Below are 19,078 nucleotides of genomic sequence, written 5' to 3'. Positions count from 1 at the left end.
GTTCTACTCATACCTCAGCGCGTCCACAGGGTCGATTTTGGAGGCATTGCGCGCGGGTAAATATGTGGCGAGTGTCGTGATTAGAAATCCCCAAAACGCCACGCCTAGTACCTCTGTCCAGACGATTTTAACAGGGATAATCCCCGACAAGCCGTAGACATCGGCAGGAAATAAAGGCGCGCCAGAGACAAATTCAATTGCCTTTTGTATCGGTTCAATATTCAGGCAAAATAGAATACCAAAGATAAGACCCGCGAGTGTTCCCAACACACCAATTGCGGCACCTGACATTAAAAATATCCGTAATATCCCCGCCTGTGTCGCGCCAATCGTGCGCAGCACGGCGATATCGCGCGATTTGTTCTTCACAAGCATAATCATCGCCGACAGCACAGGAAACGTCGCAATTATGACGACGATCATGAAGATCATACGCATCACGATTTGCTCGGTCCGAAGCGCTGTTGCTGTGCTTTGGTTGCGGTCACGCCATGTCTCAATAAACAATGGCTCACCCGCCGCATTAGCAACCTTTTGCACCATGGCATCAATCTCGTCAGGGTTGTCCAAACGGATTTGCAGCGTCCCGTCCGTCTTTCCGTCGTTAAACAAAAGCTGCGCCTGTTCTAGCCCCATATACATATAAAGCGTATCAGCTTGCAGCAGACCAATTTCATAAATAGCCCCCACAGTGAACGTCTTGCGAATAGGGGTCGACCCCATGGGGCTCGCGCGGACACGGGGGCTATAGACCACGACTGTATCGCCGGCTGTGACGTTTAATTGCCGCGCGACGCCGCTACCCATTGCAACTTGGTTGTCTTGGCCGCGTCCCTCCCCGAAACCATCAAGAGAGCCGAGGACAAGATTGTCAGAGATTAGGGCAAAATCCTTCATACTCGCAGGGGTAATGCCGATGACTTGCACGCCTGTGACACCACTACTCGTTTGCACCATGGTATTGGCTTGCGTCATTTCAAACACTTTTTCGATACCCTCCACAGTCGCCACACGACGTTCTAGCTGCGCAACGCTATCGGGGGTGGGCTGCGGGGATGAAGAGGCGACATACATATGGCCTTCAGACCCAATGGTCAGGCGGATCATTTCACCGCGAAAGCCGTTCATAATCGACATGATGATAATCATCGCCGCCACAGCCAGCATAATACAGATAAAGGACAACGCCGCGATGAGGCCAACGCCGCCGTCTTTTTTCTTCGCGCCTAAATATCTGCGCGAAATCATCCGCTCGACTTTGCCAAAGGGCGCATTTTGCGCGCCAATCATTTGCGGCGGAATGTCGGCTTTCATATGGGGCGTTTGCGCGTTCATGGGCGCTACTTATCCCGATATTGCGCAGTAATGTAATTTAAAGTTTCGTCATATGACAGATTTTGCTTCTCGCCCGTCTTGCGGTCTTTGACCTCGACAATGCCGTCTTTGACACCGCGCGGGCCAATGACCAGTTGGTATGGCAAGCCGATAAGGTCCATACGACCGAATTTCACGCCGCCACGATCGGCTTTGTCGTCATAGAGCGGGTCGATGCCCGCTTTGGATAGTTTGCCGTATAAATCCTCACAGGCCGCATCAGTGCCATCGTCGCCTGCTTTCAGATTGATGATACCTGCGCCAAAGGGCGTGACCGATTTGGGCCAGATGATACCATTTTCATCATGGCTCGCCTCGATGATGCCGCCGACAAGGCGCGACACACCGATACCGTAGCTCCCCATCATGACATTACTTTCCTTGCCGTCAGAGCCCATAACTTTTGCGCCCATAGGGCCAGAATATTTATCGCCAAAGTAAAAGATATGCCCGACTTCAATACCGCGCGCGGATAGCTGCTTGTCACCCGGAACTTTAGCAAATTCATCAGGCTCGTGCATTTCGTCAGTCGCCGCATAAAGCGATGTGCGCGCATCGACAAAGCTCTGTAAATCACTATCGTAATCCACATCACCGGGTGCGGCCATATCAACCAAATCGGAATGGCAGAATACTTCGCTTTCGCCCGTATCGGCCAGAATTAAAAACTCATGGCTAAGGTCGCCGCCAATCGGTCCTGTATCTGCGCGCATCGGCACAGCTTTGAGGCCTAACCGTGCGAATGTGTTGAGGTAAGCCACAAACATACGGTTATAGCTTTTGACCGCGTCTTCCTTGGTCAGATCAAAGCTATAGGCATCTTTCATCAAAAATTCACGGCCACGCATCACACCAAAACGGGGGCGGCGTTCATCACGAAATTTCCACTGAATATGATAAAGAAGCTGCGGTAAGTCTTTGTAAGAGCGCACAAAAGACCGGAATATGTCGGTTATCATATCCTCATTGGTGGGACCATATAACATCTCGCGTTCGTGACGATCTGTAATACGTAGCATCTCTGGGCCGTAGTCATCATAACGGCCCGTTTCTTTCCATAAATCCGCCGATTGTATCGTCGGCATCAACATTTCATTGGCGCCAGCTTTGTTTTGCTCATCACGTACAATGGCTTCGATATTTTTAAGCACTTTATAACCCAGCGGCAGCCAGCTGTAGATACCCGCGCTATTTTGTTTCATCATGCCCGCGCGCAGCATATATTGATGCGAGGCGATGGTCGCGTCCGCTGGTGTTTCTTTTAAAACAGGCAGAAAGTAGCGGGATAAACGCATAGTCGAATCCTTTGTGACGTTGGACTAGCCTTAGCCGCTTGCCTGCTCTCAAACAAGACTTTGAATAATATGGTTACGGTGTGATTTAGCTTGGGCCGCCGCTGTCCACGGGGACACCCATCAACCGCGCGAGATCATCCCAATTAAAGATGCCCGTAATGATAATCGTGCAAACAATCACCCAAAGGATTGTGCCAATGATAGTGGTCAGTTTGATCTTGCGCCACATGTCAGAATTCACTGGCGCTCCCGGCTCGCTCCCCTCAACGATATCATTCTCTTCGGCTTGGCCGCGCACACCAATCGGCAGTATCATAAACAGCGTCAGCCACCAGACGATGAGGTACATCACAAATGCGGAAAAAGGGTTCATAGCGGATCCTTAGGCGTGAGACGCATCAGCTTTGGGCGTTTCCATCAGTTCAATCAAAACACCGCCCGCATCACCCGGGTGCAAAAACACAACGAGCGTTCCATGCGCGCCAATACGCGGCTCATTTAACACCCGCATCCCGCGCGTTTCCATGGCGGTCACAGCCTCACGAATATCTTCGACCTCAAAACACAGGTGATGCTGTCCGCCTTTGGGATTACGCTCTAGATATTTGGTAATCGGCGAATTATCGCCATAAGGCGTGATAAGTTCGACCTGACCACTCGGGAGGTTCACAAAGGCATAGGTCACGCCTTGAGGCGGCAAATCTTTGGGTTCTGTTATGTCTGTAACGCCGAATTTTTCGCGGTACATGGCAATCGCCGCGTCGATATCGGGCACAGCCACGCCGACATGATTAAGCGGGCCAACATTAAATTTGGGCATATGCGCTCCTATTTCACCTTATGCGCGATGACATTCACGACAGGGCGTTTACCCGTATGGGTCTTTATCAATTTGCGCACTTTGGACCGAATACGGTCCTCGACAATGTCTTCATCAAGGCGACCATTGCGCCCCAATGACATATAGGCATCTTCTGCTGCGTCTGCCACATCATCCATCATTGCCTCCAGGTGGTCACCATGGGGGCCTTCTGGAAATCCATCAATACGTGGGTCTGGTCCAGAGATAATTTGACCTTTGCTATTAAACACAAGGCTAATCGCAACCTGCCCAGCATAGGCCATTTTCAGGCGTTTCCGCAGGCCCTCATCAGCCGAGGATACGATAACATTGCCGTCCTGATGCAGGCGACCATTTGGCACAATATCCACAATCTCTGGCCCACCAGGCGCAAGCTTGATCATTTCTCCGTTATGCGGCGCGAGCGCTTTTTTCACGCCTAATGTACGCGCGAGCTTCGCATGTTCCAAAAGGTGCCGACGTTCACCATGCACAGGTATCGCAATTTCGGGTCGCGCCCATTCATACATCTGGCTTAGCTCGCCCCGGCACGGGTGGCCGGACACATGGATATCACGGTCTTTCTCTGTGACAATATCAATGCCCTCGTCCGCCAACGCATTTTGCAGAGCGAAAATACCTTTTTCATTGCCGGGAATAATCTTGGAGCTAAAGATAACCACGTCGCCTTTGGACAGTTTCAAGTGACGGTGGCTGCCGTTCGCAATCCGCGACAGCGCTGCGCGAGGCTCGCCTTGGCTACCCGTACATAAATAAAGCACATGGCCCTGCGGCATAGAGACCGCTTCTTCTTCATCCAGCAAGTGCCCGACACCATCCAGCAGCCCAACAGCCTTAGCCGCACCGACCATACGGTGCATAGACCGCCCAATAAGACAGACAGAGCGGTCATTTTCGCGCGCCGCCATCATCACAGATTCGAGCCGCGCGACATTAGACGCGAACGATGCCACAGCTACGGCTTGGCCCGGAAATTCCCCAATTAACTTAGTCAGTTCTTTGCGCACGCCTGCCTCGGACCCTGCATAGCCAGGGGTAAAGACATTGGTACTGTCGCAAATCATCGCGCGTATCCCCTCATCCCCCAGCGCCGTCAGGGCTTTGGCGTCTACAGGGTCGCCAATCTGCGGATCATGATCAATCTTCCAATCCCCAGTATGGAGTATCATGCCAAGCGGCGTACGAATGGCCACCGCATTGGGTTCAGGAATAGAATGGGTCAGGCTGACCAGTTCCAAATCAAAATCACCGATTGAAAAGCGGGATTTCAACGGCACTTCGTGAAGTTCGACCTCGCCCAATAATCCAACTTCGGACAGGCGGTCTTTGACCAAATACATGGTAAAAGGCGTGGCCCAGACAGGGCATTTTAGGCGCGGCCAAAGACGGGCCAGCGCGCCCATATGATCTTCATGCGCATGGGTCAAAACAATGCCCAGCAAGTCATCAACATTATCTTCGATAAATTGCGTATCTGGCATGATGATATCAACGCCCGGCGTATCAGGGCCGCCAAAAGTGACGCCAATATCAATGATAAGCCACTTGCGGTTATGGGCAGGACCGAACCCAAACAAGTTCAAATTCATGCCAATTTCACCACTCCCACCGAGGGGAAGAAATACGAGCTCGTCTTGATTTTTTGACATAAATTTTCTTTTATTGTTTTATTGTAATCACGTGACGCCCGTTAACATGATTACGCGTGACGTCTTATAAATGTTTGTTTATCCGTGATATTTCCAACAGGCCGTTGATTGTCAGGTTTTGATCATAAACATCAATTGTATCCGATGCCCCTTCAAACAAAGACGCAACACCGCCCGTGCCAATGACCGTGAAATCGCGACCGTCTTCTTCTTTGATTTTATTCACAAGGCCGTCAATAAGACCTATATAGCCCCAGAAAATCCCCGACTGCATCGCCGAGATTGTGTCTTTACCGACAACGCGCTCTGGTCTCTGGATAGCAATACGCGGCAATTGCGCAGCCGCCTCGTGCAGCGCTTTCACGGATAGATTGATACCCGGTGATATGATGCCGCCTTCAAAGACGCGGTCTTTGGAAACAACGTCAAAGGTGGTCGCTGTGCCGCTATCAATAATAATAAGGTTGCCAGGATATGTCAGCACGGCGCCAAGGGCGGTGACCAGGCGGTCTGCGCCCACTTGTTTAGGGTTATCAATATCAACGCCAATACCAACCTCAACATCTGGATCGCCAATAATAATAGGCTCAACTGCCAAATGACGCCGCGTTAGATTACGTAAATTGAACAGGGCTTGCGGCACAACGGTGGAAATCACGCAGCGCTTGATGTCTTTAAACGACAATCCGCGCATAGCGAGCAGTTGAAAAAACCAAACAGAATATTCATCCGCAGTCCGCGTGGCGTCTGTTGCGATGCGCCATTCAACGACCCAATCTGTGCCGTCATGTATGGCGAACAGCGTATTGGTGTTCCCGCTATCGATTGCTAGCAACATAGTCAGCCTTTCTGCTTAATCTCGGATTGGGCAAAGAAGACATCGCCCGCAAAGATTTCGTCTATCGTGCCATTGTCACGGCTTACCTGCAACTCACCATTTTCGCCGAGCCCTTTGATTATCACCGGCTTACCGTCAATGGTGGCGACTTGCCCAATACCGTGGGCGCGCGATAACCAAGCCTCTCTCAAGGGAGCAAAACCGTCTTTCGCGTGACGTCCGCGCCAAACCTCAAACCGTGCAGATAATGTCGCTAGGACTGCCTCTAGCCCTGTATAGAGGGGTTCGTGGCTTGATAGCGCGTCAGCGCTCATATGAGCAAGCAAATGTGTCGCGGGATATAGGGTCGTATCTGGATGATGTTCTACATTCAAACCTATGCCGACAATGACGTAACCACCCGATGGGCTCTGCCCTGTTTCAAGCAAAATGCCTGAAATTTTCGCACCGCCCACAAGGACGTCATTGGGCCATTTCAAGGTGATATCCGCATCCGGCGCATAGACGGCAACGGTATCTGAAATCGCAAGGCTAGCCGCGAAGCTTAGCTGCGCGACCAACGCTAAGGGTGTATCATCTATGGGAAATAATCCAGACGCATAAAGGTTGCCGGATTTCGAGACCCACTGCCGTCCCATTCGGCCCTTACCGGCACTTTGAACATCCGCGCGTACCCAAAGCGGACCTAAATCACCCGCTTTGGCAAGGGCGTGGGCATCAAGATTGGTTGATGCCGTCTTACTCTTATGAATAAATCGCAAGCGCTAGAACAAGCTGGCCGCAGCGGTTGAAATTAATCCAAGCGCGCCTTGGGCCGAGAACGGCAAAATCATCAGAGGCAGGATCAGCAGAGCCGAGGCCAAAGTGATGAAACGTAAGCTGCGTGGGGCTTCGACAAATTCATTGACCACATCATCGCCCCACATATTTTTGATAATACGCAGGTAATAGAACGCACCAATAACAGAGGCGATTAGCGCCAACACAACAAGCCATAGAAGTCCTGCATCAGCGGCTGTCGAGAAAGCATACCATTTACCAAAGAAACCCAGCAGCGGCGGTATACCCGCCAGGGAGAACATAAGGATTGTCAGGATAATCGCGAGGCCCGAATTGGATTTCGATAAGCCAGCCAGATCGCTGATCTGTTCAACCATGCCATTACGGATACGCATTTGCAGGATACAGGCAAAGATACCAACCGTCGTAATGATGTAAATCGACATGAAAATCAGCATACCGCGAATACCCGCTTCACCGCCCGCGGCCAAAGGAACAAGGGCATAGCCCATATTGGCAATAGACGAATAAGCCATCAGGCGTTTGATATTGGTTTGCGCCAAGGCCCCGATGGCACCGACAAACATAGACAGCACGGCGAAGACAACAATCACTTGCTGCCATTGATCTTCAATACCGCCGAACGGCCCCACCAGCACACGGCCGATTAATATCATCGCTGCAAACTTTGGCGCACCCGCAAAGAAACCCGTCACGGGCGTTGGTGATCCCTCATAAACATCGGGCGTCCACATGTGGAACGGCGCAGCAGAAATTTTAAAGCCTAAACCACACAGCATAAAGACCATGCCCGCAATCAAGCCGGGCGAAGCGCCGTCTTCAATTACAGTAGCAATGCGGTCAAAATCAAGCGAACCTGTAAATCCGTAAACCATGGATAGGCCGTAAAGCAGCAAACCCGATGACAGTGCACCCAGCACGAAATATTTAAGCCCCGCCTCTGATGCGCGTAAGCTATCACGGTTCCATGCGGCCATGATGTAAAGCGCCAGCGCTTGCAGCTCGATACCAATGTAAATGGCGAGCAGGTTATTGGCTGAAACCATAATGCTCATCCCCAAAACGGCATAGAGCAACAGCACGGTATATTCGTATTTATCAAGCTTTTCAGACAGCAAATAAGGCCGCGCAAAAATCAAAGCCGTCGCCGCAGCAAGGCCTAATATCAGCTTCGCGTAATGGCCGTAATTATCAACAATCAGCGCATCATGAAAGGCGGTGCCTACAGGCATACCGAGGAAGAAACTGGAAAACGCAAAAGCTAGAAGCGCAAGAATACCAATGTAACGCACCAAGTCTGTGCGCTTTTGGCCGCCCGATACGCCAAACAATAAGAGGTTAGAGGCCGTCACCGCCAAGATAAGTTCTGGCAAAAAGAAGATAATCTTTTCCCACATGACTATTGTCCCCCAACGGTTGAGGCGACGGCTGTCGCGCTCTCTAAATTTGCAATAAGGTTATCAACTGAAACCGCCGTAATATCGGTAATCAAGGACGGATACACACCCAAGATGAGGGTGAACACCGCCAGCGGCGCAATCACAATAATCTCTCGGCGGGTCATATCAGCAATGCCGTCAAGCTTATCATTAGTCACCTCGCCAAACACGACTTCGCGGTAAAGATGCAGCGCATAGACAGCCGATAAAATCATGCCCAGTGCGGCACCAAAGGCAATCCACGGATTAACTTGATAGGCCCCAATCATGGTTAGGATTTCACCGATAAAGCCAGACGTCCCCGGCAAGCCGACATTGGCCATCGTAAAGAACAAGAAGAACGTCGCATAAACCGGCATATATTTGACAATACCACCGTAAAACGAGATTTCGCGTGTGTGCATCCGGTCATAAATCACACCCACACAGAAAAACAGCGCGCCAGAGATAAGCCCGTGGCTGAGCATTTGGAAGATCGCGCCTTGCAAGCCCTGCACATTCATCGCGAAAATACCCATGGTCACAAACCCCATATGGGCCACTGATGAGTAAGCAATCAGCTTTTTCATATCATTCTGGCGGTAGGCGACGAGCGATGTGTAGACAATAGCAATAATGGACATCCAAAACACGAGCGGCGCGAAGCTCAGTGACGCCTCTGGGAAGAGCGGCAGCGAGAACCGCAGCAAGCCGTAACCACCGAGTTTTAGCAAGATACCCGCAAGGATAACAGAGCCACCTGTCGGTGCTTCGACGTGGGCGTCGGGCAACCATGTATGAACGGGCCACATCGGCATCTTCACAGCAAATGAGGCAAAGAACGCCAGCCACAGGAGGTTTTGTACGCCGCCCGGTATTTTGACCTCTGTCATCAACACACGCATATCGGTTGTTGGTTCGCCCAGCACTTGGCCGCTGTAGTTATAAATCCAGAAGATGGCTGCGAGCATCAGCACAGAGCCAAGCAGCGTGTATAGGAAGAATTTATACGACGCATAAACGCGGTTCTTCCCGCCCCAAACGCCAATGATGATATACATCGGTATGAGCACAGCTTCAAAGAAGAGGTAAAACAGGACAAGATCCATAGCGCAGAACACGCCAATCATCAGTGTTTCCAAGATGAGAAACGCGACCATATATTCCAGCATACGGTCTTTGATGGATGTCGCGCTGGCAAGAATACAAAGCGGTGTTAAAAACGCAGTCAGTAGGATAAAGAGAACGGAAATCCCGTCCACGCCCATGCGGTAAGATATACCGCCGCCCAGCCAGGCCGCGTCTTCATAAAATTGAAAATCGGCCGTTGATCTGTCAAAGGACATGACCAGCAGTAAAGACAGCACAAAGACAACGCCCGAAATGATCAACGCGACCCAAGGGGCGTTAAGCGCAATTTGTGCTTTGGCTTGTTCCGAACGGGAGAAATAAGATACGCCCATTAAAATCAACGCACCCAATAATGGGATGAACGTAATCAGGGATAGAATTGGCAAACCTTCAAACATGGCTAGCCTCCCACTGTTCTAAAGACGAGGGCGATGATCAACGCCACACCGAGCAACATGACGAACGCCGCGTGATAGACATACCCTGTCTGGAGCTTTGAGACGCGCTTCGCTGCACCTGCTGCAAAAGCGGCCACACCATTCGGACCGAGCCCGTCAATTATTTTTTGGTCGCCGATTTTCCAGAATACATCCCCAAGCCAGCGTGTGGCCCGCACAATCGTCGCATCATAAAGCTCGTCAATATACCACTTATTGAGAAGGAAACGGTAAAGCACGCCGCCTCCTGTCTCTTCGACATTGCGGATATGTTTGGCCGCGCCCTCGCCGCGCATATACATGAACCATGCAATGATAAACCCAAAGGCGGACACCAAGACAGGCAGCACCAGCACCCAAACCGGATATTTGTGTCCGCCGCCGTGACCCGCGTCTGACGCTGTGCCTGTGTCCGCGGCCGCATATAAATTATCAGCGGCCAGCAAGCCTGCGTGGGGTTCAGATCCATAACCGCCGGGCAATGCGCCATTCCAAAACGCGACCGCGTCATAGCCCATAAACTTGCCGTAGAAATAAGCCCCCGCAAACACGGCACCGAAAGACAGCGCATAAAGCGGGATTAACATGACTTGCGGGCTTTCATGGGCGTGATCAATCGTATGCTTGTCACCGCGGTATTTGCCGTGAAATGTCATAAAGATAAGACGCCAGCTATAAAAGCTCGTCATCAGAGCGGCGACAACGCCGGCCCAGAAGGCAAAGACCGCCGCACCGTTACCGCCCGCAGCACCCGCTGCATAGGCCGCCTCGATAATCGCGTCCTTAGAGAAAAATCCTGCGAAACCCCAACCGAGTAATGGGATACCAACACCCGTGAGCGCCAGTGTGCCAATAATCATAGCTACGTAAGTTACTGGAATAACTTTATAGGTCCCACCCATTTTACGCATATCTTGTTCGTGATGCAGCGCATGAATGACAGAGCCTGCCCCCAGGAACAGCAGTGCCTTGAAAAAGGCGTGAGTGAAAAGGTGGAACATCGCCGCGTTATACGCGCCCACGCCAGCGGCAAAAAACATATAACCAAGCTGCGAACAGGTGGAATAAGCAATTACGCGCTTAATATCATTTTGCACGAGACCAACTGTTGCCGCAAATAAGGCCGTGAAAGCCCCGACAACCGTGATGAGACCTGAGGTCACGGGCGCGAGCTCATAAATTGGGTAAGCGCGACAGACAAGGAATACGCCCGCCGTCACCATGGTCGCCGCGTGAATAAGGGCCGACACAGGGGTCGGGCCTTCCATCGCATCGGGCAGCCAGACGTGTAAAACGAACTGCGCCGATTTCCCCATTGCGCCGATAAACAGAAGGAAAGCAATTAATTCAATTGCGTTCACCTCTAGGCCGAGGAACGGCAGGATAATCTCTTTATTGTCTTTTAATTGCTCGAACACAGTGTCGAAATTTACAGAGCCAAAGACTAAGAATATGGTCATGATGCCTAGCGCAAGGCCGACGTCACCAACACGGTTGGTCACGAAAGCTTTAATTGCGGCGGCATTGGCGCTTGGTTTTTTGTACCAGAACCCGATCAGTAGATATGACGCAAGCCCCACGCCTTCCCAACCAAAGAATAACTGGATGAAGTTATCCGCAGTCACGAGCATCAGCATCGCAAAGGTAAAGAGCGATAGATAAGAGAAGAAACGCGGCTTGGACGGATCGTCGCTCATATAGCCCCAGCTATAAAGATGCACGAGCGATGACACAGATGTCACGACCACGAGCATAACAGCCGTCAGCGTATCAATTTTAAGCGCCCAATTGGCCTTCAGTCCACCAACATCCATCCAGCGCATAATCTCGACCGTGTCCGTATGGTGGCCAAAACCTACTTTAATCAGGGCGACCCAAGACAAAGCGGCGGATAGGAATAACAGCGCCGTGGACGCAATCATGGACGGTTTTTCGCCAATCTTGCGGCCAAACACGCCAGCAATGATTGCGCCGATCAGGGGCGCAAAGACTATCGTTTGGAATAACATGGTGGTGGTCCCTAGCCCTTCATCAAATCGATATGTTCAACGGCGATATTTCCACGGTTACGGAAATATACCACAAGGATTGCTAATCCAACGGCGGCTTCTGCGGCCGCAACGGTCAAGATAAACAATGCGAAAATTTGCCCCGCTATGGGGTCATTGCCCGGTATCGCGGCCATATGCGTTGAAAACGCAACAAAATTGATATTCACCGCTAGCAAGATAAGCTCGACGCACATCAATATAATAATGACGTTTTTACGGTTTACGAAAATGCCGAAAACACCAATGGTGAATAACATCGCCGCAACGACAAGGTAATGTGAAAGACCGATAACCATTACTTGATCCCCTGCCCTGGCTCAATGTCCACAAGCTCAACACCTTGCTCACGCGTTCGCGCCATTTGAGCGTTAGCGTCTTGTTTACGGACACCGTCACGGTCGCGCAGTGTCAGCGTAATAGCACCAATCATAGCGACCAAAAGAACGAGACCCGCAGCTTCAAAGAAGCCCCCATATTGTGTGTAAAGAACATCGGCAAATTGCTCGAGATTTGTGCGGCCCGTTGTGTTTTCGGCCAGCGCTTGGCTATTGTCACCTGTCACATAAACCGCGCCCACGAAAATCATTTGTATCAGCAGGACAAGCGCGACCAGCGCACCAATCGGTAAATACTGCAAGAAGCCTTGTTTCATTTCGACGAAATCAACGTCCAGCATCATAACCACGAACAGGAATAAGACCGCAACCGCACCAACGTAAACCATAACCAATAACAACGCGAGAAACTCTGCGCCCATAAGAAGGAACAAGCCCGCTGCGCTAAAGAACGTCAGGATCAAAAACATAACAGAATGCACAGGGTTGCGCGCCGCGACGACCATGAAAGCCGCCGCAACGGCAACAAAGGCCAGGATATAAAAAGCAATAGTAACAATCACGACTCGAGGTCCCCTTTAACTTGGCCGCTCTTTAGCGGTAAGGCGCGTCAATGGCTAGATTTTTCGCGATTTCTCGCTCCCACCGATCACCATTCGCCAGCAGCTTATCTTTATCATAATAAAGCTCTTCGCGCGTTTCGGTGGCAAATTCAAAATTCGGCCCCTCAACAATGGCGTCAACGGGACAGGCCTCTTGGCAGAACCCGCAATAAATACATTTGACCATGTCGATATCATAACGCGTTGTGCGGCGTGAACCGTCTTCGCGCGGTTCAGCCTCAATGGTAATGGCTTGGGCGGGGCAAATGGCTTCGCAAAGCTTGCACGCAATGCAGCGTTCTTCGCCGGATGGATAACGACGCAGCGCATGTTCCCCGCGAAAACGCGGTGATAGCGGGCCTTTTTCAAACGGGTAGTTAATCGTGACCTTGGGCGCAAAGAAATACTTCATTGCCAGCCAAAAGGCAGAGACAAATTCCAAAAGCAAAGCGCCGCGAATGATTTGTTTAATACGTTCCATGATGGATCCTAGAACTTGTCGCCAAGAAAGACGACATATGTCGACACAAAAATAACAGCTGCGAGAGACGTTGGCAGGAAGACTTTCCACCCCAGACGCATCAATTGGTCATAACGGTAACGGGGTACAATCGCCTTCACCATGGCAAACATAAAGAACAAAAACGCAGTCTTTAAAAAGAACCAGATAAACGGCGGAATGATTGGGTTGTCCCAGCCAAAATCAACGGGGGCGTGCCATCCGCCCAAGAACAGAATTGTCATCATAGAGCACAGCAACATGATGTTCACATATTCGCCAAAGAAGAACATCAAAAACGGCGTGGATGAATACTCAACCTGATAACCCGCGACCAACTCTGATTCCGCTTCGGGAAGGTCAAAGGGTGGTCGGTTGCTCTCTGCCAAAGCAGAGATAAAGAACATAATGCCCATGTAAAACATCACAGGAAACAGCACGAGTTTCAGCGGCGATGTTGGGTTTAAAAGGAACATATTCCAATTCCACATGCCACCTGATTGTGCGTTTACAATGTCTGTTAAGTTCATAGAGCCGCTGAGGAAGATAACGGTCAGAATAATAAACCCGATGGAAACTTCATAAGACACCATTTGCGCGGCAGAGCGAAGTGCGCCCATAAATGGATATTTGGAATTAGACGCCCAGCCTCCAATAATAATGCCGTAAACGCCCATGGAACTAATCGCTAGGACGTAAAGAATACCGATATTAATGTCAGAGATGACCCACCCCGGCGCGACAGGAATAACCGCCCAAGCGAGGAACGCCATAACAAGCGTCAGGACAGGCGCAAGGATAAAGAGAAACCGATCAGATCCTGCGGGAACGACAATCTCTTTGAAGAAAAATTTCAAGGCATCGGCAATGGTTTGCAGTAGACCAAACGCCCCCACGACATTCGGCCCGCGGCGCATTTGCACCGCTGCCCAAATCTTACGGTCCGCCAACACAAGCGCCGCCACAAGCAGCGCCAGGGTCAGCACAAACATCAAGACTTGCGCAAACTTCCAGCCAAACCACGCCAAAGGCGACAGGTCACCCCAAAACGTACTGGCGGCAAAAATATTTGTTATTTCAATCGCTTGCGTCATTATTCTGCCGCCTCTTTGACGCCGTCATCGGCGCGTTTGACGGCCGAGCACTCCGCCATCACTTCTGACGCCCGCGCAATTGGGTTCGTCATATAAAAATCATCGATTGGGTTCACAAATGGTGCAGCCAACATGTGGCCTGCCTCACCAACGGATTTCAAATCAAGCGCAGGCACCGCGTCGTCACCTGGCGCGTAATCCAGGCCTGCAAAGCTTGGATGTTGCGCGAATAACAATTCACGCAGGGCATCAAGATTGTCATAGGGTAGCACGCGGTTCAGATGACCCGATAGCGCGCGAATAATCGCCCAATCTTCTTTGGCATCGCCCTTTGGCGCAACGGCCGCGAGACCCATTTGTACGCGGCCTTCGGTGTTGACATATAGCCCGCTTTTTTCAGTGTAGGCAGCGGCAGGCAGGATAACGTCGGCAACATGTGCCCCCGCATCGCCGTGGCTACCTTGATAAATAACGAATGTGTCTTTCAAGGCTGATGTGTCAAGCTCATCAGCGCCTAGCAAGAACACCGTATCAAGCGCACCCGATTTGGCAGCGTCTAAAATCTCTGTCGTGCCAAGGCCGCCCTCACCTGGAAGAAAGCCCATATCGAGGCCCGCAACGCGCGACGCCGCATCATGTAGCACGTTGAATCCATTCCAACCCGCACTGACCATGCCGAATTTTTCTGCAAGTTTCGCGCAAGCCCGCAAAACTTGCGGCCCGTCTTTGCGCGACAACGCGCCTTGGCCGATAATAATCATCGGACGCTTTGCAGATTTCAATTTCCGCGCAAAGCCTTTGGTGGAGTTAGTCAAATCGTCAATATCAGATGGCTTTGTGCCGATATGTTCATAAGGATATGTCAGATCAACGGCCTCGCCAATCATGGCGACATCCAAACTGCCCGCGTTCCACGCTTTGCGGATGCGCGTGTTAATCAGCGGCGCCTCTAGACGGGTATCAGACCCGATAATCAAGACAGCGTCAGCGTCTTCAATCCCCGCAATGGTCGAATTAAACAGATATGAACTGCGCTCCCCAGTCCCAATCGTCGAGCCGTCTTGGCGACAATCGATGTTTTTGACGCCAAGGCTATCCATCAAGTCTTTTAGCGCTTTTAGGCTTTCCGCGTCGCATAAATCACCCGCAACTGCGGCGATTTTGCTAGCGTCACCGCTCAAGCGTTCTGCGACAACGGCCAAGGCCTCATCCCACCCCACAGCGGCAAGCTTGCCGTTTTTACGCACAAATGGGCGGTCTAGGCGTTGACGCGCAAGGCCGTCCCACACAAACCGTGTCTTATCAGAAATCCATTCTTCATTCACCGCGTCATTGATAATCGGCAGGATACGCAGCACTGCACCTGCGCGGCTATCAACCCGAATGTTTGAGCCCACCGCATCCATAACATCGACAGAATTAACGTGCTCTAACTCCCACGGGCGCGCGTTAAAAGCGTAAGGCTTTGATGTCAGCGCACCGACGGGACACAAATCAATTACATTGCCTGACATTTCAGACGTGAGTGATTTTTCAAGATAAGTCGTAATCTCAGCGTCCTCACCGCGCGCAGCAAGGCCAATTTCCTCAACACCAGCGACTTCAGTGATAAACCGAACGCAACGGGTGCATTGAATACAGCGCGTCATCACCGTTTTGACCAGCGGTCCCATGAATTTATCATCGACTGCGCGTTTGTTTTCCTCAAAGCGCGATCCGTCACGGCCGTAAGCCATAGCTTGATCTTGCAGATCACATTCACCGCCTTGGTCACAGATTGGGCAATCTAGCGGGTGATTAATCAGCAGGAACTCCATCACGCCTTCGCGTGCTTTTTTCACTGTTTCACTATTCGTGCGGATATTGGGCGGTGTACCGTCACGGTTCGGACGAAGGTCTTTGACTTGAAGCGCACAGGACGCCTGCGGCTTTGGCGCACCCACCCATTCGACAAGGCACATACGGCAGTTACCCGCCACGGACAGGCGTTCATGGTAACAAAAACGCGGAATTTCCGCGCCCGCTTCCTCGCAGGCCTGCATCAGGGTCAAATCCCCGGGCACATCCAATTCGATACCGTCGATATTTACTTTTCTTAGGTCTGACATGATCTACTCCGCCGCCATTGATGCCACATCAGGCACAAAGACGGGCTTGCCCGCACGGTAATTGTCAATGCGGTCTTCAATTTCGTGGCGGTAGTGACGGATAAGGCCTTGGATAGGCCATGCCGCCGCATCACCGAGCGCGCAGATGGTATGACCTTCGACCTGTTTCGTCACAGATAGAAGCATATCAATCTCTGACGTGTCGGCTTCGCCGCGCACCATGCGTTCCATCACGCGCCACATCCAACCTGTACCTTCGCGGCAGGGTGTGCATTGACCGCAGCTCTCATGCTTATAAAAATAAGACAGCCGCGCGATGGCTTTGACCACATCCGTGGACTTATCCATGACAATCATTGCTGCCGTGCCGAGGCCCGATTGATGTTCGCGCAGCGCGTCAAAATCCATCAAAACCGTGTCGCAAATCTCTTTCGGCAAAAGTGGCACGGATGAGCCGCCAGGAATAACGCATTTAAGGTTATCCCAACCACCGCGAACGCCGCCAGCATATTCCTCGATAAGGGTTTTCATCGGGATCGACAGGCTCTCTTCGATGTTACAGGGCGTATTGACGTGGCCCGAGATTGAGAAAACCTTTGTGCCTTTGTTATTGTCGCGACCAAATTGTGTCCACCACTCCACGCCGCGGCGCAGGATTGTCGGCACAACGGCAATGGATTCCACATTGTTTACCGTTGTTGGGCAACCGTAGAGGCCCGCACCCGCTGGGAATGGCGGCTTGAGGCGCGGTTGTCCCTTTTTACCCTCTAAGCTTTCGAGCAGTGCGGTTTCTTCGCCGCAAATATAGGCGCCTGCCCCGTGGTGCATGTAAATATCAAAATCCCAGCCAGAGCCACAGGCGTTTTTACCCACAAGACCCGCTGCATAGGCTTCATCAATCGCGGCCTGCAAACGGTTGCGTTCCAGAATATATTCGCCGCGCACATAGATATAGCAAGCATGAGCCTGCATCGCGAACGACGCGACCAAACAGCCCTCAATCAGCAGATGCGGATCATGGCGCAAAATATCACGGTCTTTACAGCTACCGGGCTCCGATTCATCCGCATTGACGACGAGATAATGCGGGCGATTACCGACTTCTTTAGGCATGAATGACCATTTCAGGCCCGTTGGGAAACCCGCACCGCCACGACCCCGAAGACCCGATGATTTTGTCTGATCAATCAACCAGTCTTTGCCTTGGGCCAGCATCGCCGCTGTGCCCTGCCACGCGCCGCGTTCCTGCGCCCCCTTAAGGCCCCAATCTTTCAGGCCATAAAGGTTTTGGAATATCCGGTCTTTATCTTGTAAAAGCTCTGCCATTACGCCTTCACTTTCGTTTTGCTAGCTTTAGTGGCTGCTTTCGCGAGCACTTTGGCTTGTTTAACCCATTCATCGCGTTTGATACGCCCAGGAATAGAGTCGATAAGGTCTTCGACCATTTTCACATCAGCCACTTTCCACGCGCCGATTTGGCGGAAATAGTAAATGCCTTTGGAGTTGAGGTCTTTTTCAAACTTCGGGCCGACGCCTTTGATTTTCTTTAAATCATCGGGCGTTCCGTCCGTTGGCCCGTCCGTGTAAATAACCTGCGGCTTTGAAACCGGTTTACGCGCAGACGGCTTTGGATTTTTCACAGGCTTTGGGGGTGTGAGCGTCTTTGGCGTATTTTTACGTCCCGACGATGTCGCGCGAACGCCTTTTGGATCAGCCGCATGTTCAGTAATCGCGACCTTTTTACCGGCGTTGGGTAGCTTTTTCAGCTTCCCGCGCGCTTGCGATAGCTTTTCTGTCGTCAGCGCGAGTGCACCACCAGCAGGCTCACTTGTATGACGACCAGATTGCGATCCCGGCTTTGGTGTTCTACCCGCTACCAAATCGTCCAGCACGGCTTCCAAACTCTCGGCCGTCAGGTCTTCGTAATAATGATCCCCATCTGCGTTAGAGATTTGAACCATAGGCGCATTCGCGCATGATCCAAGGCATTCGACCTCTAACCATGACAGCTTGCCGTCGTCGGAAATTGACCGCTGCGGCCCAATCTTACGCTTTAGCATTGCAATCAAATCATCCGAACCACGCAGCCAGCACGGTGTTGTCCCGCAAAGCTGCACATAATGCGTGCCCACAGGCTCCAAATTATACATCGTGTAAAACGTCGCGACCTCATAGACGCGGATATAGGCCATATCGAGCATTTCGCCGAGCAAGCGCAAGGCAGGCTCAGGCAGCCAGCCGCCTGCATCCTTTTGCGCAATCCAAAGCGCAGGGATGAGGGCTGAGCGCTCACGACCCTTGGGGAATTTCTTCACCCACATGTTGATTTCTTTTTTCGCAGCAGCCGAGAGGGTGAACTCATCAGGTTGGCGAATAGCTAAGCGGCGTGCACTCATTTCATAACCCTTGTGATTTGGACATCTGAGTCCATCAAAAAGCCGTCAGCCATGATTTTGCCGTGCGGCATATGCGCAATGACAACGTCCTCTTTGGATTGCAAAACCTGAAAATGGTATCCATCAGCAAAATAAGCCGAAACGACCTCATAACCCAAACCAAGATAGTCAGAATATGTTTTCTTCAT

The 19,078-nt window shown here is 51.4% G+C and carries 18 protein-coding genes; all 18 read right to left on the bottom strand.

What is annotated here, in order from left to right; all coding sequences use genetic code 11:
* Window positions 1–3: 3 nt before the first annotated feature.
* Complete coding sequence (locus AB6B37_RS05960) at window positions 4–1,335, bottom strand: lipoprotein-releasing ABC transporter permease subunit (RefSeq protein WP_371397976.1); 1,332 nt, start codon at window positions 1,333–1,335, stop codon at window positions 4–6.
* 5 nt (window positions 1,336–1,340) lie between these two features.
* The gene (gene proS / locus AB6B37_RS05955; RefSeq protein WP_371397975.1) at window positions 1,341–2,669 is read right to left on the bottom strand and encodes a proline--tRNA ligase; all 1,329 of its coding nucleotides are present in this window, start codon (window positions 2,667–2,669) and stop codon (window positions 1,341–1,343) included.
* An 85-nt stretch (window positions 2,670–2,754) separates the two neighbouring features.
* Window positions 2,755–3,042: a DUF1467 family protein gene (locus tag AB6B37_RS05950; protein ID WP_371397974.1), complete on the bottom strand. Its 288-nt coding sequence runs from the start codon at window positions 3,040–3,042 to the stop codon at window positions 2,755–2,757.
* Window positions 3,043–3,051: 9 nt separating this feature from the next.
* Window positions 3,052–3,489, bottom strand: a complete 438-nt coding sequence (gene mce / locus AB6B37_RS05945; RefSeq protein WP_371397973.1) for a methylmalonyl-CoA epimerase — start codon at window positions 3,487–3,489, stop codon at window positions 3,052–3,054.
* 8 nt (window positions 3,490–3,497) lie between these two features.
* Window positions 3,498–5,180 (bottom strand): ribonuclease J, encoded by a 1,683-nt coding sequence (locus AB6B37_RS05940; protein ID WP_371397972.1) that lies wholly within the window; start codon window positions 5,178–5,180, stop codon window positions 3,498–3,500.
* A gap of 64 nt (window positions 5,181–5,244) precedes the next feature.
* Window positions 5,245–6,018: a type III pantothenate kinase gene (locus AB6B37_RS05935; RefSeq protein WP_371397971.1), complete on the bottom strand. Its 774-nt coding sequence runs from the start codon at window positions 6,016–6,018 to the stop codon at window positions 5,245–5,247.
* Between the two features lie 2 nt (window positions 6,019–6,020).
* Window positions 6,021–6,779, bottom strand: a complete 759-nt coding sequence (locus AB6B37_RS05930) for a biotin--[acetyl-CoA-carboxylase] ligase (protein WP_371397970.1) — start codon at window positions 6,777–6,779, stop codon at window positions 6,021–6,023.
* A 3-nt stretch (window positions 6,780–6,782) separates the two neighbouring features.
* Window positions 6,783–8,216 (bottom strand): NADH-quinone oxidoreductase subunit NuoN, encoded by a 1,434-nt coding sequence (nuoN, locus tag AB6B37_RS05925; RefSeq protein ID WP_371397969.1) that lies wholly within the window; start codon window positions 8,214–8,216, stop codon window positions 6,783–6,785.
* A gap of 2 nt (window positions 8,217–8,218) precedes the next feature.
* A complete protein-coding gene (locus AB6B37_RS05920) occupies window positions 8,219–9,766 on the bottom strand; it encodes an NADH-quinone oxidoreductase subunit M (RefSeq protein WP_371397968.1) in 1,548 nt (515 codons plus the stop codon).
* 2 nt (window positions 9,767–9,768) lie between these two features.
* Window positions 9,769–11,814: an NADH-quinone oxidoreductase subunit L gene (gene nuoL / locus AB6B37_RS05915; RefSeq protein ID WP_371397967.1), complete on the bottom strand. Its 2,046-nt coding sequence runs from the start codon at window positions 11,812–11,814 to the stop codon at window positions 9,769–9,771.
* 11 nt (window positions 11,815–11,825) lie between these two features.
* Complete coding sequence (gene nuoK / locus AB6B37_RS05910; RefSeq protein WP_371397966.1) at window positions 11,826–12,152, bottom strand: NADH-quinone oxidoreductase subunit NuoK; 327 nt, start codon at window positions 12,150–12,152, stop codon at window positions 11,826–11,828.
* A complete protein-coding gene (locus tag AB6B37_RS05905) occupies window positions 12,152–12,697 on the bottom strand; it encodes an NADH-quinone oxidoreductase subunit J (RefSeq protein ID WP_371398420.1) in 546 nt (181 codons plus the stop codon). Before AB6B37_RS05905 ends, nuoK begins: the two co-directional genes overlap by 1 nt.
* Window positions 12,698–12,785: 88 nt before the next feature.
* A complete protein-coding gene (gene nuoI / locus AB6B37_RS05900; protein WP_371397965.1) occupies window positions 12,786–13,274 on the bottom strand; it encodes an NADH-quinone oxidoreductase subunit NuoI in 489 nt (162 codons plus the stop codon).
* An 8-nt stretch (window positions 13,275–13,282) separates the two neighbouring features.
* Entirely contained in the window at window positions 13,283–14,386 is a 1,104-nt protein-coding gene (gene nuoH, locus AB6B37_RS05895; RefSeq protein WP_371397964.1) for an NADH-quinone oxidoreductase subunit NuoH, read from the bottom strand.
* Window positions 14,386–16,494, bottom strand: a complete 2,109-nt coding sequence (nuoG, locus tag AB6B37_RS05890) for an NADH-quinone oxidoreductase subunit NuoG (RefSeq protein WP_371397963.1) — start codon at window positions 16,492–16,494, stop codon at window positions 14,386–14,388. The genes nuoH and nuoG overlap by 1 nt, the downstream gene beginning before the upstream one ends.
* Before the next feature lie 3 nt (window positions 16,495–16,497).
* The gene (nuoF, locus tag AB6B37_RS05885; protein ID WP_371397962.1) at window positions 16,498–17,820 is read right to left on the bottom strand and encodes an NADH-quinone oxidoreductase subunit NuoF; all 1,323 of its coding nucleotides are present in this window, start codon (window positions 17,818–17,820) and stop codon (window positions 16,498–16,500) included.
* Window positions 17,820–18,890, bottom strand: a complete 1,071-nt coding sequence (gene nuoE, locus AB6B37_RS05880; protein WP_371397961.1) for an NADH-quinone oxidoreductase subunit NuoE — start codon at window positions 18,888–18,890, stop codon at window positions 17,820–17,822. Before nuoE ends, nuoF begins: the two co-directional genes overlap by 1 nt.
* Entirely contained in the window at window positions 18,887–19,078 is a 192-nt protein-coding gene (locus tag AB6B37_RS05875; protein ID WP_371397960.1) for a hypothetical protein, read from the bottom strand. Before AB6B37_RS05875 ends, nuoE begins: the two co-directional genes overlap by 4 nt.

The sequence above is a fragment of the Fretibacter rubidus genome (genome assembly GCF_041429785.1).
In the GTDB taxonomy this organism is placed as follows: domain Bacteria; phylum Pseudomonadota; class Alphaproteobacteria; order Caulobacterales; family Maricaulaceae; genus Fretibacter; species Fretibacter rubidus.
The sequence above is the reverse complement of the archived record's forward strand: the minus strand, read 5'-3'. Positions and strand labels throughout refer to the sequence as shown.